Source organism: Halalkalibacter wakoensis JCM 9140 (assembly GCF_000513095.1).
Taxonomy (GTDB): Bacteria; Bacillota; Bacilli; order Bacillales; family Bacillaceae_D; genus Halalkalibacter; species Halalkalibacter wakoensis.
In genome coordinates, this window is record NZ_BAUT01000004.1 from 14,305 (window position 1) to 37,789 (window position 23,485).

Genomic DNA, 23,485 nt, shown 5'->3' on the forward strand with positions numbered 1-23,485 from the left:
CGAGTGACAATGCTTATGCTTCTTTTAACTCAATAAGTGCATCATCAATAAATTCGTATGCTTGCTCCTCAGTCATGTCATTTACGAGGACAAGCTCGCTAGCAATCATTTGTCTAGCTTTCTGTAAGTGGTTACGGTCTTGAATATGGAGGCCGTTTGCCCGTGCCGTTTGCTTTTTAGAAAGAGACGAGATCAGATGAGCAGCATCAATAATGCTACCACTCTTAAGAAGGTTCTCGGTCTCACGAGAAAAATGACTTGTAGAAGGCGGAATCTCTGGTCCGTTTTGTAAGGCATCTACAAGAGAATCTAACTCTGATTGGTCTATCACTTTACGTAAACCAGAATCATTGATCTTATTTTCTGGAAGCATCAGCTTCACATCAACAAGTGGGAAGTTAAGAATAAAATAGGAGTGCGTTTCACCTAAAACATCCTTTTCCTCAATATCTTGAATTGTTCCAGCTCCGTGGTATGGATAGACAACGTGGTCACCAACTTTAAACATGGGCATTCCTCCAATCGAGTAGTAACCTTATTGTAACATAAAAAAATATAAAAGTAAATTTTACTATTATAGTGCGATTTCTGTCAATAAAAAAATGACATAAATCTATAATTTATACAGGTAGTTTTCTCAACTTCATGTTAAATATACAATTTTGGCCCAGGAATTCCCTTAACACTTTTTGGTTTAAACGAATGAGGTTTATTCGCAGTAACCGTTTTAGCTTTTTTCTCTTCAACTATCGTTTGTGTAGGATCAATTTTAGGTGCTTCCTCTTGCTCGATATTTGTATCCTCTATCGGAATAGAAGTGTTTTTGGGTTCATCAGGGGTTGTTTCTGTCTCACTTGGTTCTTCTGTTGCCTGGTTCTGATCATTTGAATTATTGCTCATCATGATTTTCCAAATAGCAGGGGCATTTCGGACAAGTGGGCCATATTGCTGGATCATTGGAACAACTTGATGGGTCAAACCTAACACTTTTTGGGCGTTTGTCAGCATCGTTGTAAAATTCATTCCACTGCCAGCGGCTGATGAAAGGCCACTCATTAAAGAGTTCCCTGCGGCACCGGCCGTTCCAGCGCTACCTGAGGCACCTCCTAATCCACCGAGTAATCTTGAAAGCAAGCCCCCGCCTCTCATCGCTTGCCCTCCCACACTACCTAGTGCATTCGCTGCTTGTGGAGCTCCTGAAGATAGCATATTTGCGGCTTGAGACATCCCTTGCATAGGCATTGAACCAAAAGGGGGACCGAAAAATGGTTGCATGAGTCAATCTCCTTTCCGAGTATCCCAGATAATAAGTGTACGGTCTTGTCATTTGGGGAAATATAATAAGGTTACTAAACTCTTATAACAACTATATGCAAAAGTGCATTTTACGGTGAGAGCTTTGCAAGTTTGTTACTATAATATGACAAAGTATGATAAAATGAAGCATTGCACAAAAGATCGGAAGGAAGTTGAAGGAAAAAATGAAATCAGAAAATTTTAAGCGATTTGACCTTAAGCCATTTTTAATTGAGGCTTTAAGTCACCAAGGGTTTACTTTGCCAACGGAAATTCAAGAGAGATTAATCCCAGCAATTAAAAATGGACGAGATGTAATTGGACAATCTCAGACAGGAACAGGAAAAACTCTGTCATTTTTACTCCCTATATTGGATAAAATTAATTCAGAAAAAAATGAGGTTCAAGCCGTCATTACAGCACCGACTCGGGAGTTAGCCGGACAGTTATTTGATGAATTAAAGAAAATTCTTGAGTTTTCTCCAGAAGGAGAGGAAATTCAGGCCAAATTATTAGTTGGTGGTACCGATCGTGCTCGAGCAATTGAAAGCTTGAAGGTGCAGCCACATATTATTGTTGGAACAGCAGGGCGTATTGGTGACTTGATTGATGATCAAGCCCTTCATGTGTATACAGCTACGATGCTTGTTGTAGATGAAGCTGACCAAATGCTTGACATGGGTTTTATTGCCGATGTTGATAAAGTTGCATCCAGGATGGCAGAATCACTTCAAATGATGGTGTTCTCAGCAACCATTCCAGAGAAGCTTCAACCTTTTCTCAAGAAATACATGACTGATCCAAGACATGTTCAAGTTGAGCCCAAACATGTAACAGCAACTAAGATTGAACATCGAATTGTTCCCTTAAGACATCGAGATAAAATCTCGTTTGTTGTAGATATTGCAAAATCAATTAACCCATATTTGGCTATTGTTTTTACAAATACGAAAGAGCAAGCCGATGAAGTGGCTGATGCCATGCTTTCAGCAGGATTAAATGTAGAGAGATTGCACGGTGGACTACAACCTAGACAACGTAAGCAGGTTATGAAACAAGTGAAGGAAGTCAAAGTCCAGTACTTAGTAGCGACTGACTTGGCTGCGCGTGGCATTGATGTGAAAGGTGTCACTCACATTATTAATTTTAACATTCCGAAAGATTTAGATTTCTATATTCATCGTGTCGGTCGAACAGCTCGTGCTGGACTAGATGGTGTCGCTTTTACCATTTATGAAGATCATGATCAACAAGCTATAGAAAAGCTATTAAAACGTGGGGTGCCATTTACGTATTACGACTTTAAACAAGGTAATTGGGTTCAACTTGATCGGGCGCCACTTGGGGTACCTGGGAAGAAGAAAGTGAATCGCACAGCAGTTGAGACTACTTCAAAAACAAAGCCGAAAGAACAAAAAAGAACAGGTGGTAAGGCTGTTGCGAGAGCAAAAAGTGTAAAGCCGGGCTACAAGAAAAAAGCAAGGTTTAAAAAAGCAAAAGAAGATCAAAGACAAAGACGTATTAATAAGAAAAAGTAAGGTAGGAGAGAGATAATGACGGTTAAACTAGGCTCACATGTCTCAATGAGCGGAAAAAAGATGTTGTTAGGAGCAAGTGAAGAGGCTGCTTCTTATGGTTCAAATACATTTATGATTTATACAGGGGCACCACAAAATACGAGACGAAAAGCAATTGAGGAATTGAATATTGATGAAGGTTTGGCTCATATGAAAGAGAGTGGGATGACGGACATTGTCGTTCATGCCCCATATATTATTAATATAGCAAATACAACGAAACCAGAAACCTTTGAATTAGGAGTTCGGTTTTTACGTTCGGAGATAGAGCGTACAGAAGCCCTAGGTTCAAAACAAATTGTGTTACATCCTGGTGCGCATGTTGGGGCTGGAACAGAAGCAGGTATTCAAAAAATTATTGAAGGTCTTAACGAAGTATTTGAAGATAAGCGCGATGTGCAAATTGCTCTGGAAACGATGGCGGGTAAAGGTTCTGAGTGTGGACGAACATTTGAGGAGCTAGCAGCAATCATAGATGGTGTTACGCATAATGAAAGGTTATCCGTTTGCTTTGATACTTGTCATACACATGATGCTGGTTACGATATTGTCAATGATTTTGACGGGGTTCTAGATACATTTGATCGAATCATTGGAATTGACCGCCTCAAAGTTTTGCATATTAACGATAGTAAAAATGAACGCGGAGCAGCTAAAGACCGCCATGAAAATATTGGATTCGGACATATCGGATTTAAAGCCCTACATTACATCATTCATCACCCACAATTAGCAGAAATACCTAAAATTCTAGAAACACCTTTTGTGGGGGAAGATAAAAAAAATAAAAAGCCACCATATAAGTTCGAAATTGATATGCTACTCTCCGGACAGTTTGATGAGGGTGTAAGACAAAAAATGATGATGTAATTTTTGTTATAAAAGAGAGTGTGACAAAGGATGAAATCCTTGTGTCACACTCTCTTTTTCGTTTAAGGTATGTGTCAGTGTCCAATGGATATGTGCCTTGCCCTCTTATAAATACTGACTAAATTGTTGTAAGAGTTGTTGAATCACGGAAGATACATATGGGTCTACTTCTGTTTGAAGGCGGTGAATCATTCTTTCTACCTGTGCCTGATTAGCAACATCAATTTGCTCTGAACGGATAATAGCGATAACTTTTTCGGCTTGTTGTTGATTAAGATCAATGTTGTATTGACTCGCAAGACCTAATAACTCCTGTGGTGTTAGGGAATTGATTTTGTTGTTAACAAGCTGTTGCATAATTGCGTTCATAATAAGCACCTCTTTCATTAAGTAACATAATGACATCTTATGATTTTACTTAAGAAAATGTGCAGAAAAAAAGGAAATCTTGGTAGAGTTATCGAATTAAGGAATTTAAGATGTGAAACAACTAACAGTTTTTTAGAGTATGAGTAAATAGATGTCAATAATTGCTACAAGAAGAGGGGGTGGGGCGTATGAATAATAAGCACCTAGAAGAGCAGTTAGCCCCGTATAGAAATAACACAATTACACCAAATTCTTCGATAACAGGACAAGAAATGCCATTGTACTCAGCAACAATGACGGAGGAAAAAATGATTGAACAACACTTTCTGATTGAGGAGTTAGGCATTCCGTTTTTACAAGTTAATCCAAATTTACATATACTCAAGTGGAATCAAGCTTTTTTAGAATTAATGAATATGTATGAGTCCGATTTGAACATTTTTCAATTACATGAACTAAGTATGGAGCATCCTATCTTATTATTCAGTACTGACCTGGTAAAGGAAGCTCAAAGAACGAATAGGAAGCAAGTGGATGACTACGAAGAAGATGATCAAGTATATCGAATTAGAGTGATCCCTTTTGAAAGAGATGGAATGACTTATATTTTATTTGAAGATCGCTCACTTCAAAGACAATTTGAAAACCTCCTAACTTTCCATCATCAAATGGAAGCTGTTTCTCATATTGCAGCCGGAGTTGCGCATGAATTACGTAACCCTTTGTCAGTAATACGCGGCTTCTTACAATTGGCGCAATTAACTAATGATCACCAAAAATATTATGATACAATCATGTCTGAAATGAATCGAATGAATGGAATTCTTGAAGACTTTTTATCAGTTTCTAGGAAAAAAATGGAGAGAAGGTGGCAATCTCCTTCGCATATTATGAATTCATTGGTTGAAATCATGAAAGCTGAATGCCTTCTTCACGATGTTGAATTTCAATTAAATTTAACTGAAACAAATCAACAAGTATATGTAAATGAATCAATGGTCAAACAAGTTATGCTGAACCTCCTACGTAATTCTGTTGAAGCGTTCGGTGAATCAAATTCAAATCGTCATTTGAACATTACGACTACAATAGAGGCAGAAAATTATATTATTGAAGTTAAGGATAACGGAAAGGGAATGCCTGATTCCGTCCTAAAGCAGTTAGGAAAACCCTTTTTTACTACTAAAGAAAGAGGAACTGGCATTGGAATTCCACTATGTAAAAAAATTATTGAAGACCATGGAGGTAGTTTTCGTGTAAATAGTGCCTATAGCATTGGAACAACAGTCATTGTTTCATTGCCTTTAGGTAGATGAGGAAAAGATCTGTAACCTTAAATAGGTACAGGTCTTTTTGTAATTTCGCACAGATTAATTGCTATACATTTACAATGTTGTTAATTCAGATTATAATAAGAGAAAGTTTACTTAGGGAAACTTTTCTGCCCTGTCCTAATTTTGCACCTTTTTTCATTTTGACCATAAGATGTTCTGAATATTTATTTAGGTTAGTTAATGACGAATGAAAGGTTGCCCTTTTGTTCTCTCTTTTAGCTTGGCTAAGTATATGTATAGGGAGTTTTTTCTCGAAAAAGTTGCGTTATGGCAACATATATAATTATTGTTGATTGATTGGAGGAAAAGCTGATGACGAATGTTATTGAAGTTGATTCACTTTCTGTTTACTACGAAAACAATCAAGCAATTAAAGATGTTAGTTTCCAAGCTGAGCAAGGAAAATTAATTGGGATTGTCGGACCCAATGGTGCTGGAAAATCAACATTAATAAAGGCTATTTTAGGTTTAGAGAAGGCTCATGGAAAAGTAACCGTACTTGGAGATAAAGTGAATCAAGTTAGAAAACAAATTTCTTATGTCCCGCAACGGAATCAAATTGATTGGGATTTCCCGGTTTTAGTTGAAGATGTTGTCATGATGGGCCGGTTTACTCATATTCCTTGGTATAAAAAGGCCGGAAAACTGGATCAAAAAATCGTAGTTGATTCATTGAATAAAGTAGGAATGTTGGATTATCGAAAAAGACAAATAGGAGAATTATCGGGTGGTCAGCAGCAGAGAGTGTTTATTGCAAGAGCGTTAGCACAACATGCTGATTTATTTTTCTTAGATGAGCCTTTTGTTGGAATTGATGTCACATCTGAAGAGATTATCATTAATTTACTTAGAGAGTTAAGAGATGAAGGAAAGACCGTGTTTGTTGTTCACCATGATTTAAGCAAAGTAGAACAATATTTTGATGAGTTATTACTAATCAATAAAGAACTCGTGGAATTTGGTGAAGTAAAGTCTGTTTATAAGCCGGAAATTCTTTCGAAGACGTATAAAGGCAGCATCACGTTATTTGGCTCAGATGAAAATATGATGGTGGTGAGTGAGTAATGAGTAACATTACAATGTTCATCGATCAAGTTATGCGGTATTCTTATTTGCAACAGGCATTAGTAGCTGCCATTTTAGTTGGAATAATTTGTGGGGTAATTGGTTGTTTCATTATTTTACGTGGAATGGCTTTAATGGGAGATGCTATTTCGCATGCTGTATTGCCAGGGGTCGTTATAGCGTATATGATTGGAGCTAGTTTTTTTGTAGGAGCTACCATTACGGGGGTCTTAACAGCACTGGCAATTGGCTATGTTTCGCAAAATAGTCGTATTAAAGATGATTCCGCGATAGGAATTATGTTCACGGCAGCTTTTGCTCTTGGGATTGTATTAATTACAGGTTTGAGAGGAACAGGAGTGGACCTTTGGCATATTTTATTTGGGAATGTTCTTGCTGTGTCAAGATCTGATTTGATGGTTACAGTAGGAATTGGTTTGTTTGTATTAGTAATGATCGTAATATTTTATCGTCCATTATTATTAAGTACATTTGATCCAATAATGGCAAAAGCGACAGGAGTACCTGTCCAAATGATTCATTACTTACTTATGTTGCTTTTATCCCTTGTTACAGTTGCTTCATTAAAAACAGTAGGAATCGTTCTTGTTGTTGCAATGCTTATTACTCCGGGAGCAACCGCCTATTTACTAACCGACCGATTACCAGTAATGCTTTCGTTATCAGCAGTTTTTGGAGTGATTTCAGCTATTGTTGGAATGTATTATTCCGTTATATATGATGTTGCATCTGGTGCTTCCATTGTTTTAGTAGCTTCTGTGTTATTTGGTTTAGCTTTCTTTTTCTCACCGAAACAAGGTGTATTAACGAGAAAATGGCGATCGAGAAAAGTTCAGAAAGCGTAAAAAAGACTGATCTTTATATGTGAGTGAGAAAAAAAGAAGCCTGCTACGAGAGCGAACTCATAGTGGGCTTTTTTCATCATTTAGAAGGTAGTGAATCATTCACTACCCTCTAAATGATTTTTATTCATCGACAATCGTAAAGCGAGAGGCCATTTCATGAAAGATCAACTGGCTTTGAATAGGCTGTTCACTTGGTTTTCTGGAAATATATTCGTAACTACCATTAGCATTTTGTTGTCGCGCTTTTGTGTTGTCTTGTAACGTAATGGTTAAGATTTCTTTTACGCGAATTTTATTTCTAGAATCGATAATAGGCGATAAAATCTCAATTCGCTTTTCCATGTTCCGAGTCATCCAATCGGCTGAAGACATGTAAATCTTTTCTTCACCGTTATGATAAAAATAAAAAATTCGACTATGTTCTAAAAACCGATCAACAATGCTAATCACCCTAATATTCTCACTAACTCCTGGAATCCCAGGACGCAAACAACAAATTCCTCGAACGATAAGGTCAATTTGTACTCCGGCTTGTGAAGCTTCATATAACTTTAGGATGATCGGTTTGTCAGTAATCGAATTCATTTTGGCGATGATTTTTCCATTGCCATTCTTTTGATGATTTTCAATTTCTTCATCTATTAATGAAAGAAATTTATTTCGAATTTCAAAAGGAGCAGTTGATAAATAATGCCAATTAGGTTTCTCGCTATAACCGCTTAAATAATTAAAAAAGTTAGTGGCATCTACTCCGAATTTTTCATTTGCAGTAAAATAACCTAAATCTGTATATAACATAGCAGTAGAATCATTGTAATTTCCTGTACCTAAATGAACAAATCTTTGTATTTGGTCACCTTTTTGGCGTACTACAAGGGTAATTTTGCTATGTGTTTTCAAAGAAGTGATGCCATAGATAACATGGACTCCAGACTTTTCAAGTTTTTTTGCCCATTGAATGTTATTTTCTTCATCAAAGCGAGCTTTTAATTCAACAAGTACGGTAACTTGTTTGCCGTTTTCTGCGGCTAAAGCAAGGGCGTGTATAATTGGAGAGTCACCGCTAACACGATAAAGAGTTTGTTTAATCGCTAGAACAGATGGATCTTCGGCTGCCCGAGAAATAAAATCAACTACCGGTTGAAACGATTCATATGGATGGTGAAGAATGATGTCACGTTTTAAAATCGTCTCAAAAATATCTTCTTCTCCAATTAAATCTTCCGGTGTTTGTGGGACGAGTGTTTCATTTGCTAAGTGTTCGTGCTCTACAGAAAGTTGCCCGTACAGTTTAAATAAAAAACTTAAGTCAATAGGTCCCTTTAAAGAATACACATCATTTTGATGAAGCTCTAGTACGTCTAGTAATAAGTTGAGAACTCGTTCGTTCATTTGTCCTTCTTGCATTTCTAAACGAACCGCAGCACCCCATTTTCGTTTTTTGATTTCTTTTTCTATTTCGCTTAGTAAATCACGTGCTCCTTCTTCGTGAATCGTCATATCTGCATTTCTTGTAATTCGAAAGGGAGAAACAGATTTTACACGAAAACCAGTAAAGAGGTCATTAATAAAATGACTAATAACATCCTCTAACAATATATATTGGGTGATTTGTCCATTTGCTGTTGGCAATTTTATAAACCTTGTTAATACGGATGGAACTTGAACAATAGCTAATTGATCTTTCCCAGTATCATTGTTTTTGATTTTCTTTAACATGACAGCAAGATTTAAGCTCTTATTTAACAACATTGGAAATGGTCGATATGCATCAATGGCCATCGGTGTCAAAACAGGAAAAATGTAATTTTGAAATCGCTCTTTTAAAAATTGAAGCTGTTCTTCTGTACATTCCTCAATGGTATTAAACTGAAAACCTTCATGTAACAACATAGGTAACAATGTCTCAGTATAGACAGTGTCTTGCAATTGGACCAAGAGATGGTTCTTCTCTGCAATATGTTTTAACTGTTGTTTTGGAGTTAATCCTGCTTTGTTTTCCGGTCGACTATAACCGGCCTTCACTTGATCCTTTAAGCCGGCTACACGTACCATGAAAAATTCATCTAAATTTGAACTGAAAATCGCTAAAAATTTTAACCGTTCTAAAATAGGGTTACGTTCATCTATGGCTTCTTCTAAAACTCGTTGATTAAAAGCAAGCCAGCTTAATTCACGATTGTTATAGAAGGTTGGGTTATTAAGGTCAATTTGTTTTTGAATTAGATGATCCTTTTGCATGGGACTCAACCTCTCTGTTAAGTTCTACGCTTCATTTTAACAGCTGATTGTAAATTCTATGTTAAGAATTTGTTTTCAGAACTTTTGAAGGCATGTATCTAAATTCAATTTCATATTTAAGAGCACGTTCTAAATGCTTTTTGTTTTTTGTTGCGTAAGAATCTTCGAAATAAGCATCTTCTTGATTATAGAGCGTGATCGTAATAATATCTTTAGTTACTTCAAGTTCTCCGATATTTGTGATGACTTTTCTTCTCGTTCGGTCAAGAGAAAACGCTAATTTTATTATAGAACCTAGAAATTCATAATATTTTAATTCTTTTTTGCTAATAAGTTTATTGAAGGATTTAGCATATTGGTGCATTTGTGATTTGGACTTGTATGATGAGATAAGAGCGATGGCTAATCGTTCCCGGTGAGACAAGCCTTCTATTGTCATGTTCGTGATTAAATAAAAGGTATTTTGGCTACTAGCTTCATTATTAATATACTCACCAATATAAAGCAGTCTCGCACTTTGGTTCAGCAACGTTTTTGCTTCATCCATATTGTGCTCGATGGTACAAAAATTCACTAATCTTGTGTAAAGTTGATTGGCTAGATGTGAGATATGCGTTACATGCTCTGAATTCAATTCAAAGTTATTTGAAAGTTGATATAAGCTTTCTTCGACGACATTAGGAAATTGAGTTGTTTCCATTGAACGGAGAAGTTCTTCATAAAACACACCTTCTCTAAGTCCTTTTCGGCTCATAACAAATGTCTCGGCTTTTACATGCTTAACGATGGACGTAATGACTTCTGCTGCTGGGATAATAATGTCTACACGATCCTTTGATAAGCCATCAAGCGACAGTCGTTCCTCTGTTGTGGAATTCTGCAACATACTGTTTAAATGAATTAAATCCTCCTTGGGAAATTCATATTGATGTAGTCCGGCAAGAGGATAATCTTCCTGGCGTTGATGAATGAGAGATAAGTTTCTAGCACTTCCACCAATTCCTATAACCGGATAATTGTCTCTTTCTCTTAACCAAGGTAACGTGTCTAACTGTTCTTCAATGAACGTACGTAGAGCTTGAATACTTTCCTCCATTTGATCTTTTTCTTTAAAAAAATCTTGATACAGTGTAATAGCACCAAACGGAAAACTGTAATATTCTTTTAGTTTTCGTCCTTCGAACAAGGTAATCTCCGTACTTCCTCCACCAATGTCAACAGTAAATCCATTTTCAATATTTGTCGAATTGACTACCGCCAAATACCCATAGGAAGCTTCTTCATATTCAGACAAGATACGTATTGTGAAGTCTGTATGCTCTTTTACTAACCGGACAATGTCATCCTGATTTTTTGCTTTACGCATAGCAGCTGTAGCTATGACCGTTACTTGCTCGACTTGATGATAAGCTATAATCTCATTAAAGCGTCTTAATGTTTCTAAAACAATTTGAATGCCTGTATCTGTTAAAAATCCCTTTTCGTCAATATGGGCGCTTAGACGAGCGACAGTTTTAAAATTATGTAGTTCGGTATAATAACCATTCCGATCAATATTATTAATGACTAAACGAATAGAGTTAGAGCCCATATCAATAATTGCCACTTGCTTGTCCAACATTCTCTCCACCTCATTACGATGTTAATTAGTTGATTATAACAAAAAATAGCACTCAAGCTCAAAGGTAGACAGATTAAAAATAACCATTATAATAGGAAAAGAAACAATTAAATCGTAATTGTTCTGAAAAAAGGGGGAGAGAATCATGAGTTTACCTGAGCAAAATGAGGTTGTACAACTAAAAAATATCTCCTTTCAGTATGATAATCAAAAAGTGCTAGAACATGTATCGTTAAACATAAAAAAAGGTTCATTTCTAGGTTTAGTTGGTCCAAATGGATCTGGGAAATCGACATTGATTAAATTACTTTTAGGACTACACCCATTGCAAGCAGGAGAAATAACATTGTTTGGAGAGCGAATCGGAAAATTTAAACAGTGGGAAAAGATTGGTTTTGTTTCCCAAAAGGCAAACAGCTTTAATTCCGGGTTCCCTGCAACTGTTTTTGAAGTTGTCTCAATGGGCCTTTATGGAAAGATTGGATTATTTCGTTTTATGAATCGAAAACATAAGCAACTTGTTAAGGAAGCAATTGACCAAGTCGGGATGGGCAAATTCATTCATAGGAATATTGGAGAATTATCGGGCGGCCAGCAACAACGAGTTTTTATTGCGCGCGCACTTGTAAGTGAACCGGAACTGTTAATTTTAGATGAACCAACTGTTGGGGTAGATGCTGCAAGTGTTAAGCAATTTTACGATATGCTTGATCACCTTAATAAGGCGAAAGGTATCTCTCTTATTCTTGTCACACATGATATTGGAGCGATGACAGATCATGTTACTGACGTAGCTTGTCTAAATAAGACGCTACATTTCCATGGAAATACAGCAGATTTCGAGGCGAATCAGGATTTGTCGTCATTTTACGGGCATGACGTTCACCTTTTAACCCATAATCATTCTGGGGGGCATTAATAAATGTTGGACGCATTTTTCCGCTATGAATTTTTGCAGAACGCCTTTTATTCAGGTGTTTTAATTGGTTTGCTAGCCCCATTACTAGGAGTGTTCTTGGTTGTTCGGAGGCTGGCATTAATAGCAGATGCTTTGTCTCATATTACGTTAACAGGTATTGCTGCGAGCCTTCTGTTAGGAAAGCATGTCGCCTTTTTTCAAGGACTTAACCCTCTATATATGGGATTAGTATTTTCAGTTGGCGGTTCATTACTAATTGAACAATTACGAAACGCTTATAAATCTTACAAGGAAATTGCTATACCGATCATATTGTCTGGTGGAATCGGTTTAGGTGTCGTTTTTATCTCTTTAGCAGATGGGTTTAACAATGACCTGTTTAACTATTTATTTGGTAGCGTAATTGCTGTAAGTCGGTCGGATTTATGGACGATTCTCATTATTACATTTATTGTATTAATCGTTTTATTTCTATTTTATAAAGAATTATTTTTCTTGTCTTTTGATGAAGAGCAGGCGGTCGTATCGGGCATTAATCGAAAACTAGTTAATTTTATTTTTATTGTTATAGTAGGGCTTGTTATTGCAGCTTCAATGAGAATTGTGGGAATATTACTGGTCTCGGCTCTGATGACGTTACCAGTCGCAGCAGCGATGAGGTTGGCAAAAGGGTTTAAGCAAATGTTTTTTTACTCAATCTTATTTGGAGAAGTGGCAGTTGTGACTGGGTTGATTAGCTCCTTTTATTTGGATTTAGCACCTGGGGGAATGATTGTTATGATTTCAGTTGCCATTTTACTTCTTGTGATGTTATTTGAGTCCAGTATGAAAAAAGTTCGCAAATTAGGATTGCAAAAAGTGAGCTAAAGAAGACGAAAAGGGGCTCAGGAAATGGAGTTACTATCGAATTTAACATTTATAGAAAGAGGTATTTTAGCAGGGATCATAATCGGAATTATTGCTCCAATTGTTGGAGCTTTTCTCCTTGTTCGCAGGGTTTCCGTTATGACTGAATCCATCTCTCATATTACCTTAACTGGTATTTCAGCTGGTGTTTTTTTAGGGACAGTGGGTCCACTTTTTCAAGGTGTAAATCCTTTGTATATGGGAGTAATCTTCGCTTTAATTGGTGCCCTCATTACAGAGCGGTTAAGGGGAATGTATCGACATTTTCAGGAATTAGCGGTCCCGATTATTTTATCGAGTGGGATTGGGATGAGTGCAATATTTATAAGCCTTGCAAGAACGGGCTATAATGAATGGTATTCTTACCTATTTGGGAGCATTGTCAGTGTTACAGTAAGTGATGTAAAATTTATTATAGTAATGGCTATAGTAGTCATTATTTTTATCATTTTATTTTATAAAGAGTTTGTCCTGATTTCTTTTGATCAGGAATTTGCACATGTATCAGGCTTGTCCATCAAAGTTGCTAACTTTATGTTCGCCATTTTAATTGCCATTGTTATTTCTATTTCCATGAAGGTGGTGGGTATTCTTCTAGTGGGAGCTCTTGTTGTCATTCCTGTAGCTACAAGTATTCAAATTTCAAAAAGTTTTAAACAATTAATTGTATTTGGTATTATATTTGCACAAGTATCTATATTGTTGGGATTGTATTTTTCTTATCAATTTAATATTGCTACGGGTGGAATGATCGTGCTAATTAGTTTAGCTCTTATGCTAGTTGTTTTACTTGCGAAAAGACTGATTTTGAAGATTTAAGGAATGGGGGTGCTTTAGATGAATGTGAAAGAGGCTATGGAGCTCTTAAAAAATAGAGGATTTAAACATACAGGAAAAAGAGAAGAAATGTTACATTTTTTTGCAAATGAAAAAAGGTATCTATCAGCTAAAGATGTACTGGAGCGGTTACAAAGTGACTATCCTGGTATGAGCTTCGATACAATTTACCGTAACTTGTCTTTATTTACAGAGCTGAATATTTTAGAAGAAACAGAATTAGAAGGAGAAAAACGTTTTCGCTTTAGTTGTTCAACAACCAATCATCACCATCATTTAATCTGTCTTGATTGTGGGAAAACAAAACATATTGAAAACTGTCCAATGGATAACATTCAACAAAAATTTCCTGACTTTCAAGTTACAGGTCATAAATTTGAGATTTATGGTAAATGCCAAGAATGCAAGGCTTAAAAAAGAGGTGCTAAGGAGGAGATCCAATCCTAGTTAGTGCTTTTTTATGATGCCAATTTTTGAAATACATGATTTGTCTTTGATGTTCTATCCTACAAAGTAGGAGGGATGATACAAATGACAAAACCAATAGTCAAATGTAATGTGGCAAACTGTACTTTTTGGGGAGAAGGTAATAAGTGTCAGGCAGATTCAATTCTTGTTGAAATAGATGCACACGCAAATCGTGACTATTCAATGGAAGCTGGGGAAGAGCCTTATGGAAATGCTGAGCACGAAGATTCCGCAAACGGTATAAAAGAGACTTGTTGTCATACATTCCGTCCGAAAGAATAACGATTTAAAAAGACTGGTTGATCTTGCAAATGCAAGCAACCAGTCTTTTTTATGTTGTTTCTTTTATCCATTTATCGACCCATTCTTTTGCTTCTAACCAGTTTTGTGCTCGTACCACATTAGTAGGTGATGGGAGACGATTATAAGGCGTGTCCATTAGTATGACAGGAATGTTGAATTCTTCAGCAATCGCGACGGCATTATCATGTTTATCTTCGAAGAAAATGTCCAATTGATGTTCTCGGACAGCCTCAAGCTTATCATGTTTCCCAACTAACTCAATATGGTCATAAGGTACTGCTTTTGACATAAACCACTTTTGGGTGACATCAGATAAATGATTTCTTCTTGCTGTTATATAAATTAACTGATGATGTTTCGTCCATTCGTGTAAAATTGGTTCAGCGTGTTCTGCCAATTCTGCCTGTTCATAAATGAGACCTTCATGTTGGCCCATCCATTCCCAAAATTGTTCTTCTGAAATATTTAAAATAGAAGTTAAGTCATATTCAGTTAAATCATCTAGCGTTAACGATTTATTAAAGTGTTTGTTTAAGTATGGAACAAATGTATTAGGGTCAGTAACGGTGCCGTCAATATCTAATCCAAATCTTTTTCTCATAATTCACCTCACGAATAATCAAATTTCCTGTATAACGATACACGAAATTTGTAAAATGGTCTAGTGTATTTCCTCTATATGAAAAGTTTAACTCCAATAATTTTAACGATGAGCGTCATACTATGACTGTTCCCCCGAAAAAAAGAAAGTGAGGGATTCGCATGGCAGACCGAGAACATCCGAAAGATGAACCAATAAGGCTAGTTGATGAAGATGATCGTTCTTTAACATTGGTAAATAACCATGTTGAGGGCGGACGCTATGAAAATGGAAGAGAAGATACGCGTGACCTTTCATTAAATGAAGAAGAAAAAGATGAGACTTTTGTGACTGATTTCCAAGAGGAAACAGCTGCAGAATATGGAACAATCAATGGCTTGGAAAGAGATGAAACAGCAGATGCTAACGTCGATGATGCAACAGCAGGTCGAGGTGTAGGAACATTTGCGATCGTACTTTCCATATTGTCGTTATTCTTCTTACCAGTATTGCTTGGTGCAGCTGGGATTGTTATAGGTTTCGTTTCACGTCGTTATGGCTCCACTTCGCTAGGTAACTGGGCGATTGGTATTGGTGCTGTTTCGATTCTCATGACCGTCTTTTTCTCCCCATTTTTCTAAAAAATGAGGAGACAGGGGAACAGAAAAAGAAAAAGCATAAGCTATTTAGCTTATGCTTTTTCTAATTCACGCTGTTTTTTAAAATACTCTTCAGCAATTTTATCGATCTCTACCTTAAGCTCTTCAACCATAGTTTCTTCAGGTACTTTGCGAACTATTTCGCCTTTCATAAAGAGAAGTCCTTCACCGCGAGCACCAGCGATTCCAATATCAGCTTCTCGTGCCTCGCCAGGACCATTTACAGCGCATCCTAAAACAGCTACCTTAATTGGGGCTTTTATGCTTGCAATGTATTCTTCTACCTCATTGGCAATGCTAATCAAATCAATTTCAATCCGTCCACAAGTCGGACAAGAAATTAGAGTAGCGGCGTTTGCGGCAAGACCAAATGATTTTAATAACTCTCTTGCCACTTTAACTTCCTCAACAGGATCAGCACTTAGAGAAATTCTCACTGTATTGCCAATACCCATATTTAAAATGGCGCCTAAACCAGCTGCACTTTTAATGGTACCTGCAAACAAAGTACCTGATTCTGTTATTCCTAAATGGAGAGGGTAGTCAAATGCTTTCGCTGCTTTTTCATAAGCTTCAATGGCTAAATTTACGTCTGATGCTTTCATTGAGACAATAATGTCATGAAAGTCTAAATCTTCAAGAATTTTAATGTGATGAAGAGCACTTTCCACCATACCATCAGCTGTTGGGTACCCGTATTTTTCAAGGATGCGTTTTTCTAAAGAACCAGCATTTACTCCAATTCGAATTGGGATGCCTTTTTCTTTCGCTGCTTTTACAACAGCTTCGACCTTATGTCGCTTCCCGATGTTTCCTGGATTGATACGGATTTTATCTGCTCCGCCTTCAATTGCTTTTAGGGCAAGTTTATAGTCAAAGTGAATGTCAACAACTAATGGGATATTAATTTGTGCCTTTATATCAGCAATTGCTTCGGCTGCTCGCATATCTGGACAAGCTACACGGACTACTTGACAGCCAGCTTCTTCAAGTCGTTTTATTTCTGCAACAGTTGCTTCTACATCATGCGTTTTCGTTGTTGTCATGCTTTGAACAATTACTTCATTATTGCCACCAATCGTTAAATTACCTACTTTAACGGGGCGTGTTTTCGTACGATGTGTTAGTTCGGTCATTGACCAATCGCTCCTTTATTTTGAAGAGTCTACTCTTCACCTAGTCTCAATAAAGAGAATCGCCCTTATTTTATCAATGACCGCAATTGTTTGGCAAGGATAAAGTAAAGGCGATGTTTGTAAATTTATGAAGTTTAATAATAAATAGGGAATAAATATGTTTCTCCAATTTTTATTTCTTCTGGTTTCGTCCCATCATTTAACTCTTGAAAATCATATACAATTTGTTGAATGGAAGCTGAAAGAGGTCCTTCATGAAGATGTTCGACAATGGATAATACGGTATTTCCTGGTTCGACTGTAATTTCTTGAAAAGGTTCAAATTCTTCTACCATTACTTCTTGAAGATCATTATCGTCATTCATTTCTTCGTCTTGAGAAGGAGAGGTTACGTCCGATAATCCGTTGGGTAAAGTGCCAATCGTTAGGTCATAATAAGTGCTGTATAAAATAACGAGGATAATGAAAAAAACACCAATTCGTTTCATATGCTTGTCCTCCTTAAAATCTCATATCGTTTCATTTTGAGTATATGCAATTTATGGATGATTATGACAAGATGCAGGAAAATAATTGCTATTGGGAAGGGTTGATCCTATGAGTGAAAAACAACCGTCCTATGTTCTTTTTTTTATAGGACTTCTTCCTTTCATTATGGTTGTGGGAAATTCGATGTTTATTCTGTTAGTCCCGCAAATGCAATCAGATTTAGGCTTGACGACTGTAGAAGGGGGCTTATTGTTAACAAGCTTTTCTATTCCAGCTGCCCTATTAGTTCCGATAGGAGGTGTCGTATCAGATCGCTATGGCAGAAAACAAGTAGCTCTTATTGCATTAGCTCTCATCATGATTGGATGTGTTGTATCATCAATAGGGGCAATGATGAATGAGGTCTCAGGGGCTTTTTCTATCTTAATCGTAGGGAGAGTTATTCAAGGGGTTGGAGCAGGTGCTGTGACACCGTTAGCTATGGCGTTTATAACTGATGTATTTGAAGGAGAACATAGAAATCGCGCTTTAGGTACGATTGAGGTATTTAATGGTGCAGGGAAAATTATAAGTCCGATATTAGGTGGAGTCATTTTGGCTTTTTCGTGGTACGGCAGTTTTGTATTATTTCTAGCTATTTGTTTGTTCGCATTTCTTGGAATTATCCTGTTTACCAAAAGCGAATCGGCAAAAAAGATAAAGCAAGATGTGAACAAATCTAGAAGGCTTCATCAGTTCCTTATTACCGAATGGCGTTGGCTTGTACCTATTTTCACAGCTGGTTTTGTTGGAATGTTTCTTTTGTTTGGGTATTTGTTTTATTTTGCTTATTTACTTGAAATGACAGCGGGATACACACCCATTGTCAATGGCTTTTTACTAGCGATTCCTGTTCTTTTTATGACTATTCTGTCTTATTTCGCTTCGCGAGTATTAAAGGGGAATGTGAACAATTATAAACGCGCTTTTCTTTATGGTGGGTTTACACTGATCTTCGCTTCTCTTATGATGATCATTAACAGTACTTTAGCATGGTTTGCCGTTTCAATAGCCATCTATTCAATAGGTTTGGGAATAATTCTGCCAGCAGCTAATTCTGCTTTAGCTAACGTGGTATCACCTTCTGAAAGGGGTGCTGTTTTTTCTCTTTATTCGATGATTCGTTTCTTAGGAGTGGCATTAGGACCTCTTTGTTTTGGTTATTGGATTATAAATATTGAACAAATGATGTTTACTTCACTGTTTTTTGTCTCTTTGATTATTGTGAGTTTTGTGTTCAGTTGGAATTGTTTCCCTTTAAGGAAAGATTGTTCTGTTACAGATCTTTAATGTAAATACAAAAAATGAGCCAAAAGTACCTTTCTATTAAAGAGAAAAAAGTGTTTCTTATTTAGTAGAGCACTCGTCTTATTTACGAATGCGTGACGAACGATTTAAAGCGTTCGTCGATAAAGGAGAAGATGAAAATGAAGTTGAAATGGAAAAAGTTTATAGCTTTTACGCTTGTCTTAACACTATTATTTCCGATGTTTGTTAGTGCAGATGCCATTCCTGGAGATGTGATCATTACATTGGGAGAAGATTTGTCCCAATCACAGAGACAGGCATTGTTAAATGAAATGGGCGCAACAGAAGACGACACCATTATCTATGTGACAAATGAAGAAGAGCATCAATATCTGGGAAATTATATTAGTGCAGCAAGAATTGGTACAAATGCGTTATCTTCCTCTAAAATTACGATAGGGGAAGAAGGTTCTGGGCTAGCAGTCGAATCAAACAATATTAACTGGGTATCAGATGAAATGTATGCGAATGCTCTGATTACGGCTGGAGTAGAGGATGCTGATATTTATATTACTGCGCCTATTTCAGTTTCAGGAACAGCGGCGCTAACTGGGTTAATAAAGGCATATGAAATTGCGGCAGAAATTGAAATTCCAGAAGAGCAAAAGCAAATTGCAAATGAAGAATTAATTCGTACAGGTGAATTAAGTGATTCAATTGGCATGGAAGAAGCTACGGAGTTAATGAATCGAATCAAAGAAGAAATTGCAACTAACCCAGTTGAAACAGAAGAGGACCTTCGTGAGTTAATTAGGAGAATTGCAGCTGAACTTGGAATTACTTTAACAGATGAAGAGTTAGATGGTTTAGTGTCATTGTTTATGCGCATGAAAGACTTAAACATTGACTGGAATCAAGTACAAGATCAAATCTCAAGAGTACGTGACAATTTAGGGGATTTTTTGAATCGAGAAGAGACACAAGGTTTTATTCGCAACTTTTTGGATTTAATAAATCGTTTAATTGATTCCCTTCGAGGTTTATTTAGTTCATAATGGGAGAGGGAAACCTCTCTTTTTTTGTCTTTAAAAATAATGAAACGGAATGTTTTGTCATACGTAAAAATAAGGAAAGGAGGAAGAGACTATGGAGTGGTTAGATACGCCAAGTATTGGATTCATTGTTGTGTTTTTAGGAACTTTATTTTTGATTGGTGAGCTATTAGTTCGGGTAAAAGGTCTTTTTGCTATATTAGGGGTTGCCATTATGGCTACGTATTTCTCTTATCACCTTACTGGAGATGTGGGACTGTGGGTAGTCATTTTATACATGGTTGGTCTCGCGCTTATTGTGATTGACGGAAAAGTGATAACGGATGGGACAGTGGCTCTTCTGGGCGTCGTTCTAATGATTATCGGTCTAGCTGTTCCAGCACCATCATTTCTTTATGGAGTATTGGTTTCCATGGGGTTTATTATCGGAGGATTTAGTTCAGCTCTTTTCTTGAAAGTATTTCCCTCGAGAAATTTATGGGCGAAGATGACGCTGAAGGATAAGCTAACAAGTGAATTAGGGTATAACTCAATAAATGAACAATATCATGAGCTTGTTGGGAAAAAAGGGAGAACTTTAAGCTCATTTCGGCCAACTGGGACAATTGAAATTGACGGGGAGCAATATAGTGCAACAAGTGGAGGAAGCTGGATTGAACCAAATAAAGACATCGTGATTGTATCAGTTGATGGTACGAGAATTGTGATAAAAAAGATAGACGATGAAGAGGAAAAAAATGATTGATCATTTTTACTTTTCTATCAGCAATAAGGCTACTAGAGGGAAGGCTGTCCCTTTAGTAGCCTTTCTAATATTAAACCTGTCTTTTCTTCGGGAGAGGAATGGACCGAATGGCTAAGAAAACAATCAAGAACGTTGAAGCGGCAAACGCACTGAATGGAATTGATAAAATAAGAGTATCCATCCAATAAAGGAGAATAACCGGCATAGTCAAGGCATGTGCTGTAATGATCCACATATGACGATATTCTAACTTCCGTTTACCTTTTACAAGAAGAGCAAGATAGGCAAGAATCGTAATTCCAAGATAGGCAAGCCCAGCTAATCCGACATAAAGCAAAGCCGTAATGATGATAAGTAAAATGGGCAAGAAACTTTGTAATTGATTCACACGTTCGATAAGTTCTTCTTTTGAGAGTTCCTGCAACCCTAATACGGCATAGGAAACTGATTGGGTTTGTCCATCTGAGATAAATAAAAATTCATTTTGTAAAAGGGCAATGCCTTCATTCATTGTAAGTAACTCCTCTTCCTTAAAAGAAGCAGATGGATCGATTAAAAAGAATCCCTCACTAAACTCAGTTAATAGATATGGCTCGTTTGCTTCCCACACTAATGCACCATCCTTTAAATGGAAATTGGGCGAATTGTATTCTAACATTCGCTCAAGCTGTTGAATACTTGTGACAGTTGAAGCGTTAAACGAGATAAAATATGGAATACTTGCTATAAAAATGATAAATAAAACATAAGCAATTGTCGTTGTAATGGGTCGAAAACGACTATAAGCTATCACTTTTTTGCTATAAAAGCTTTTAAAAAACCATTCCCAGAAATTCATTTATTTCACTCCTCATTCTTCGTTATTTTACCGAATCGTTCGTGAAAATGCCATCATTGACTTTTAGAACATTATGTTTGAAAAACGTTATTTTTTAGCTGGTCGAAATAAATAGTGACAACTTGATAATTTACTGTTTACAAACCATTCATAAATGCTTAATAATAGATTGGGTGTCCATGTTGATGTTTGTCGAAAATTGAATTTGATTTACAAGATGAAGGGATGAGGATTTGTGGATTTACAAACGATCTTGTTCATGTTTTTTGGTGGACTTGGAATTTTCCTTTTTGGTATTAAATACATGGGGGATGGCTTACAAAAAGTTGCAGGGGAAGGCTTGCGGGATGTTCTAGATAAATTTACTACAAATCCCGTTATGGGCGTATTTGCAGGGTTGTTCGTTACGGTACTTCTTCAAACGAGTACGGGAACAACGGTTTTAACAATTGGTCTTGTAAATGCAGGGTTTATGACTTTAAAGCAAGCAATTGGTGTTATTATGGGCGCCAATATTGGGACAACTGTTACAGCATTTATTATTGGAATCAAAATATCTGCTTATGCTCTACCAATTATTGCGGTTGGAGCAGCGTTAATCTTTTTTATTAAAGCGAAAAAAGTGAATAATTATGGACAAGTCGTTTTTGGGTTTGGAGCACTTTTTTACGGTCTAGAACTGATGGGAAATGGGCTAAAACCGCTTCGAGAACTCGAAGCGTTTGCTGAGCTTACTGTAAGTATGAGTGAGAATCCATTACTTGGTGTTCTAATTGGAACCATCTTTACCGTAGCTGTTCAAAGTTCAAGTGCATCGATTGGTTTATTACAACAATTATATGAGCAAGGAGCAATGGGACTAGATGCTGCATTACCAGTATTGTTTGGTGATAATATCGGGACTACCATTACGGCAATATTAGCAGCAATTGGGGCATCTGTTGCTGCCAAGCGAGCAGCTCTTACGCATGTTATCTTTAATTTAATTGGAACAATTATTGTACTAATCATTTATCCGTTTTTCTTTCAATTTATTAGTTTTCTTGCGGTTGAATTGGGTCTTAACCGGCCGATGACCATTGCCTTTGCACATGGGATATTTAATGTTTCAAATACGATGATTCAATTGCCGTTTGTTGCCATTTTGGCCATTATCGTGACAAAGCTTGTACCAGGCGAAGAGTATAGCATTGAGTATAAAGCAAAGCACCTCGATCCTCGCTTTATCGGGAGTTCGCCAGCGATTGCACTTGGTCAAGCGAAACAAGAAGTGCTACGTATGGCTGAGTTTTCGGAAAGAGGACTTTATGAAGTAAGCCAATACCTTGAAAATGGCCAGAAGCGTCATGCGGAAATGTCTATTCAATTTGAGGAAGCCATTAATAATTTAGACCGAAAAATTACAGATTATTTAATACAAATTTCTTCTCGTTCTTTATCAGCTCATGATTCCAAGCTACATTCGATGCTAATGGATACAGTTCGTGACATTGAACGAATTGGTGATCATATAGAAAATATTGTCGAATTAAAAGACTATCAGAAAGTTAACAAAGTTCATATTTCTGATAAAGCATTAGAGGATTTACGGGAAATGTCAGAATTAACTCTCGAAACGTTAAGAGAGGCGATCCAGTCATTGGAGCTTATTGATGGTGATTTAGCACGTTCTGTATTAGAGAAAGAAGAAAAGATCGATAAAATGGAAAGAAAGCTTCGGAAGCAACATATCCAACGCGTTAATGACGGAAAGTGCTCTGGGGCAGCTGGAATTGTTTTTGTTGATATTGTAAGTAACCTAGAAAGAATTGGAGATCATTCTGTCAACATTGCCGAAGCTGTTATTGGGGAAGAACATTAACATTGTAGAATGGTCATCAACAAGATACGTTGATGACCATTCTTTTTGATTGAAAAAATATGCTTGTTTAATAAAAAAAATTATGGTAAGTTATATCAGGGTTAACGTTTAGTAGTTTTTAAAAGAAATTCACAAAAAAATGTTGACGTAAAAGAGGTTAAGTGAT

24 protein-coding genes are annotated in these 23,485 nt (G+C 36.7%); 15 read left to right on the top strand and 9 right to left on the bottom strand.

What is annotated here, in order from left to right; genetic code table 11:
- Positions 1–13: 13 nt before the first annotated feature.
- Entirely contained in the window at positions 14–508 is a 495-nt protein-coding gene (locus JCM9140_RS02970; protein ID WP_034742159.1) for a CarD family transcriptional regulator, read from the bottom strand.
- Between the two features lie 140 nt (positions 509–648).
- Positions 649–1,275 (bottom strand): VrrA/YqfQ family protein, encoded by a 627-nt coding sequence (gene vrrA / locus JCM9140_RS22265; protein ID WP_052002024.1) that lies wholly within the window; start codon positions 1,273–1,275, stop codon positions 649–651.
- A 206-nt stretch (positions 1,276–1,481) separates the two neighbouring features.
- On the opposite strand from vrrA, the gene JCM9140_RS02980 reads away from it, so the two are divergent.
- Positions 1,482–2,834, top strand: a complete 1,353-nt coding sequence (locus JCM9140_RS02980) for a DEAD/DEAH box helicase (protein WP_034742162.1) — start codon at positions 1,482–1,484, stop codon at positions 2,832–2,834.
- A gap of 15 nt (positions 2,835–2,849) precedes the next feature.
- Positions 2,850–3,743 carry a deoxyribonuclease IV gene (locus JCM9140_RS02985; protein WP_034742165.1) on the top strand — a complete coding sequence of 298 codons (894 nt, stop codon included), beginning with the start codon at positions 2,850–2,852 and terminating at the stop codon, positions 3,741–3,743.
- Positions 3,744–3,848: 105 nt separating this feature from the next.
- Here JCM9140_RS02985 and JCM9140_RS02990 read toward each other — a convergent pair whose 3' ends face one another.
- On the bottom strand, positions 3,849–4,112 hold the full coding sequence (locus JCM9140_RS02990) for a DUF2624 family protein (RefSeq protein ID WP_034742168.1): 264 nt from the start codon (positions 4,110–4,112) through the stop codon (positions 3,849–3,851).
- Positions 4,113–4,300: 188 nt separating this feature from the next.
- Here JCM9140_RS02990 and JCM9140_RS02995 point away from each other — a divergent pair, with 188 nt between their 5' ends.
- The 3 genes from JCM9140_RS02995 (at position 4,301) to JCM9140_RS03005 (ending at position 7,377) form a co-directional block, all read left to right on the top strand.
- On the top strand, positions 4,301–5,428 hold the full coding sequence (locus tag JCM9140_RS02995) for a two-component system sensor histidine kinase NtrB (RefSeq protein ID WP_034742170.1): 1,128 nt from the start codon (positions 4,301–4,303) through the stop codon (positions 5,426–5,428).
- A gap of 330 nt (positions 5,429–5,758) precedes the next feature.
- Positions 5,759–6,511: a metal ABC transporter ATP-binding protein gene (locus JCM9140_RS03000; RefSeq protein WP_034742173.1), complete on the top strand. Its 753-nt coding sequence runs from the start codon at positions 5,759–5,761 to the stop codon at positions 6,509–6,511.
- Positions 6,511–7,377 (top strand): metal ABC transporter permease, encoded by an 867-nt coding sequence (locus tag JCM9140_RS03005; RefSeq protein WP_034742176.1) that lies wholly within the window; start codon positions 6,511–6,513, stop codon positions 7,375–7,377. The genes JCM9140_RS03000 and JCM9140_RS03005 overlap by 1 nt, the downstream gene beginning before the upstream one ends.
- Before the next feature lie 120 nt (positions 7,378–7,497).
- Here the strand turns inward: JCM9140_RS03005 and JCM9140_RS03010 are convergent, their stop codons facing one another.
- Together JCM9140_RS03010 and ppx are read right to left on the bottom strand one after the other, a co-directional pair.
- Complete coding sequence (locus JCM9140_RS03010) at positions 7,498–9,618, bottom strand: RNA degradosome polyphosphate kinase (RefSeq protein WP_034742179.1); 2,121 nt, start codon at positions 9,616–9,618, stop codon at positions 7,498–7,500.
- 61 nt (positions 9,619–9,679) lie between these two features.
- A complete protein-coding gene (gene ppx, locus JCM9140_RS03015; RefSeq protein ID WP_034742183.1) occupies positions 9,680–11,239 on the bottom strand; it encodes an exopolyphosphatase in 1,560 nt (519 codons plus the stop codon).
- A gap of 145 nt (positions 11,240–11,384) precedes the next feature.
- On the opposite strand from ppx, the gene JCM9140_RS03020 reads away from it, so the two are divergent.
- From JCM9140_RS03020 to JCM9140_RS03040, 5 genes are all read left to right on the top strand, one after another.
- On the top strand, positions 11,385–12,158 hold the full coding sequence (locus tag JCM9140_RS03020) for a metal ABC transporter ATP-binding protein (protein ID WP_034742186.1): 774 nt from the start codon (positions 11,385–11,387) through the stop codon (positions 12,156–12,158).
- A gap of 3 nt (positions 12,159–12,161) precedes the next feature.
- On the top strand, positions 12,162–13,025 hold the full coding sequence (locus JCM9140_RS03025; protein WP_034742189.1) for a metal ABC transporter permease: 864 nt from the start codon (positions 12,162–12,164) through the stop codon (positions 13,023–13,025).
- Between the two features lie 24 nt (positions 13,026–13,049).
- On the top strand, positions 13,050–13,883 hold the full coding sequence (locus JCM9140_RS03030) for a metal ABC transporter permease (RefSeq protein WP_034742191.1): 834 nt from the start codon (positions 13,050–13,052) through the stop codon (positions 13,881–13,883).
- Between the two features lie 18 nt (positions 13,884–13,901).
- Positions 13,902–14,315 carry a Fur family transcriptional regulator gene (locus tag JCM9140_RS03035; protein ID WP_034742194.1) on the top strand — a complete coding sequence of 138 codons (414 nt, stop codon included), beginning with the start codon at positions 13,902–13,904 and terminating at the stop codon, positions 14,313–14,315.
- Between the two features lie 117 nt (positions 14,316–14,432).
- A complete protein-coding gene (locus JCM9140_RS03040; protein ID WP_156314737.1) occupies positions 14,433–14,651 on the top strand; it encodes a DUF1540 domain-containing protein in 219 nt (72 codons plus the stop codon).
- A gap of 49 nt (positions 14,652–14,700) precedes the next feature.
- Here the strand turns inward: JCM9140_RS03040 and JCM9140_RS03045 are convergent, their stop codons facing one another.
- Positions 14,701–15,273: a nucleotidase gene (locus tag JCM9140_RS03045; protein WP_034742202.1), complete on the bottom strand. Its 573-nt coding sequence runs from the start codon at positions 15,271–15,273 to the stop codon at positions 14,701–14,703.
- Between the two features lie 161 nt (positions 15,274–15,434).
- Here JCM9140_RS03045 and JCM9140_RS24100 point away from each other — a divergent pair, with 161 nt between their 5' ends.
- The gene (locus tag JCM9140_RS24100) at positions 15,435–15,893 is read left to right on the top strand and encodes a hypothetical protein (protein WP_052002025.1); all 459 of its coding nucleotides are present in this window, start codon (positions 15,435–15,437) and stop codon (positions 15,891–15,893) included.
- Positions 15,894–15,943: 50 nt separating this feature from the next.
- Here the strand turns inward: JCM9140_RS24100 and ispG are convergent, their stop codons facing one another.
- Both ispG and yqfZ read right to left on the bottom strand, forming a co-directional pair.
- Complete coding sequence (gene ispG, locus JCM9140_RS03055) at positions 15,944–17,047, bottom strand: flavodoxin-dependent (E)-4-hydroxy-3-methylbut-2-enyl-diphosphate synthase (protein ID WP_034742205.1); 1,104 nt, start codon at positions 17,045–17,047, stop codon at positions 15,944–15,946.
- Between the two features lie 134 nt (positions 17,048–17,181).
- Positions 17,182–17,535 (bottom strand): protein YqfZ, encoded by a 354-nt coding sequence (gene yqfZ / locus JCM9140_RS03060; protein ID WP_034742208.1) that lies wholly within the window; start codon positions 17,533–17,535, stop codon positions 17,182–17,184.
- Positions 17,536–17,644: 109 nt separating this feature from the next.
- On the opposite strand from yqfZ, the gene JCM9140_RS03065 reads away from it, so the two are divergent.
- The 3 genes from JCM9140_RS03065 to JCM9140_RS03075 all read left to right on the top strand — a co-directional run bounded on the left by JCM9140_RS03065 (position 17,645) and on the right by JCM9140_RS03075 (position 20,620).
- On the top strand, positions 17,645–18,865 hold the full coding sequence (locus JCM9140_RS03065) for an MFS transporter (RefSeq protein ID WP_034742211.1): 1,221 nt from the start codon (positions 17,645–17,647) through the stop codon (positions 18,863–18,865).
- A 137-nt stretch (positions 18,866–19,002) separates the two neighbouring features.
- Complete coding sequence (locus JCM9140_RS03070; RefSeq protein WP_034742215.1) at positions 19,003–19,878, top strand: DUF1002 domain-containing protein; 876 nt, start codon at positions 19,003–19,005, stop codon at positions 19,876–19,878.
- A gap of 91 nt (positions 19,879–19,969) precedes the next feature.
- Positions 19,970–20,620 (top strand): NfeD family protein, encoded by a 651-nt coding sequence (locus JCM9140_RS03075; RefSeq protein WP_034742218.1) that lies wholly within the window; start codon positions 19,970–19,972, stop codon positions 20,618–20,620.
- 70 nt (positions 20,621–20,690) lie between these two features.
- Here JCM9140_RS03075 and JCM9140_RS03080 read toward each other — a convergent pair whose 3' ends face one another.
- Positions 20,691–21,458, bottom strand: a complete 768-nt coding sequence (locus JCM9140_RS03080) for a DUF1189 domain-containing protein (RefSeq protein ID WP_034742221.1) — start codon at positions 21,456–21,458, stop codon at positions 20,691–20,693.
- A gap of 235 nt (positions 21,459–21,693) precedes the next feature.
- On the opposite strand from JCM9140_RS03080, the gene JCM9140_RS03085 reads away from it, so the two are divergent.
- Positions 21,694–23,319 (top strand): Na/Pi cotransporter family protein, encoded by a 1,626-nt coding sequence (locus JCM9140_RS03085; RefSeq protein ID WP_034742224.1) that lies wholly within the window; start codon positions 21,694–21,696, stop codon positions 23,317–23,319.
- Positions 23,320–23,485 lie beyond the last annotated feature (166 nt).

Coding starts and splice junctions, on each gene's coding strand:
- vrrA (WP_052002024.1), bottom strand. CDS start 1,275: ATGCAACCATTTTTCGGTCCCCCTTTTGGTTCAATGCCTATGCAAGGG.
- JCM9140_RS03070 (WP_034742215.1), top strand. CDS start 19,003: ATGAAGTTGAAATGGAAAAAGTTTATAGCTTTTACGCTTGTCTTAACA.
- JCM9140_RS03000 (WP_034742173.1), top strand. CDS start 5,759: ATGACGAATGTTATTGAAGTTGATTCACTTTCTGTTTACTACGAAAAC.
- JCM9140_RS03030 (WP_034742191.1), top strand. CDS start 13,050: ATGGAGTTACTATCGAATTTAACATTTATAGAAAGAGGTATTTTAGCA.
- JCM9140_RS02985 (WP_034742165.1), top strand. CDS start 2,850: ATGACGGTTAAACTAGGCTCACATGTCTCAATGAGCGGAAAAAAGATG.
- ispG (WP_034742205.1), bottom strand. CDS start 17,047: ATGACCGAACTAACACATCGTACGAAAACACGCCCCGTTAAAGTAGGT.
- ppx (WP_034742183.1), bottom strand. CDS start 11,239: ATGTTGGACAAGCAAGTGGCAATTATTGATATGGGCTCTAACTCTATT.
- yqfZ (WP_034742208.1), bottom strand. CDS start 17,535: ATGAAACGAATTGGTGTTTTTTTCATTATCCTCGTTATTTTATACAGC.
- JCM9140_RS03020 (WP_034742186.1), top strand. CDS start 11,385: ATGAGTTTACCTGAGCAAAATGAGGTTGTACAACTAAAAAATATCTCC.
- JCM9140_RS02995 (WP_034742170.1), top strand. CDS start 4,301: ATGAATAATAAGCACCTAGAAGAGCAGTTAGCCCCGTATAGAAATAAC.
- JCM9140_RS03045 (WP_034742202.1), bottom strand. CDS start 15,273: ATGAGAAAAAGATTTGGATTAGATATTGACGGCACCGTTACTGACCCT.
- JCM9140_RS02980 (WP_034742162.1), top strand. CDS start 1,482: ATGAAATCAGAAAATTTTAAGCGATTTGACCTTAAGCCATTTTTAATT.
- JCM9140_RS02990 (WP_034742168.1), bottom strand. CDS start 4,112: ATGAACGCAATTATGCAACAGCTTGTTAACAACAAAATCAATTCCCTA.
- JCM9140_RS02970 (WP_034742159.1), bottom strand. CDS start 508: ATGTTTAAAGTTGGTGACCACGTTGTCTATCCATACCACGGAGCTGGA.
- JCM9140_RS03005 (WP_034742176.1), top strand. CDS start 6,511: ATGAGTAACATTACAATGTTCATCGATCAAGTTATGCGGTATTCTTAT.
- JCM9140_RS03025 (WP_034742189.1), top strand. CDS start 12,162: ATGTTGGACGCATTTTTCCGCTATGAATTTTTGCAGAACGCCTTTTAT.
- JCM9140_RS03010 (WP_034742179.1), bottom strand. CDS start 9,618: ATGCAAAAGGATCATCTAATTCAAAAACAAATTGACCTTAATAACCCA.
- JCM9140_RS03075 (WP_034742218.1), top strand. CDS start 19,970: ATGGAGTGGTTAGATACGCCAAGTATTGGATTCATTGTTGTGTTTTTA.
- JCM9140_RS03080 (WP_034742221.1), bottom strand. CDS start 21,458: ATGAATTTCTGGGAATGGTTTTTTAAAAGCTTTTATAGCAAAAAAGTG.
- JCM9140_RS24100 (WP_052002025.1), top strand. CDS start 15,435: ATGGCAGACCGAGAACATCCGAAAGATGAACCAATAAGGCTAGTTGAT.
- JCM9140_RS03065 (WP_034742211.1), top strand. CDS start 17,645: ATGAGTGAAAAACAACCGTCCTATGTTCTTTTTTTTATAGGACTTCTT.
- JCM9140_RS03035 (WP_034742194.1), top strand. CDS start 13,902: ATGAATGTGAAAGAGGCTATGGAGCTCTTAAAAAATAGAGGATTTAAA.
- JCM9140_RS03040 (WP_156314737.1), top strand. CDS start 14,433: ATGACAAAACCAATAGTCAAATGTAATGTGGCAAACTGTACTTTTTGG.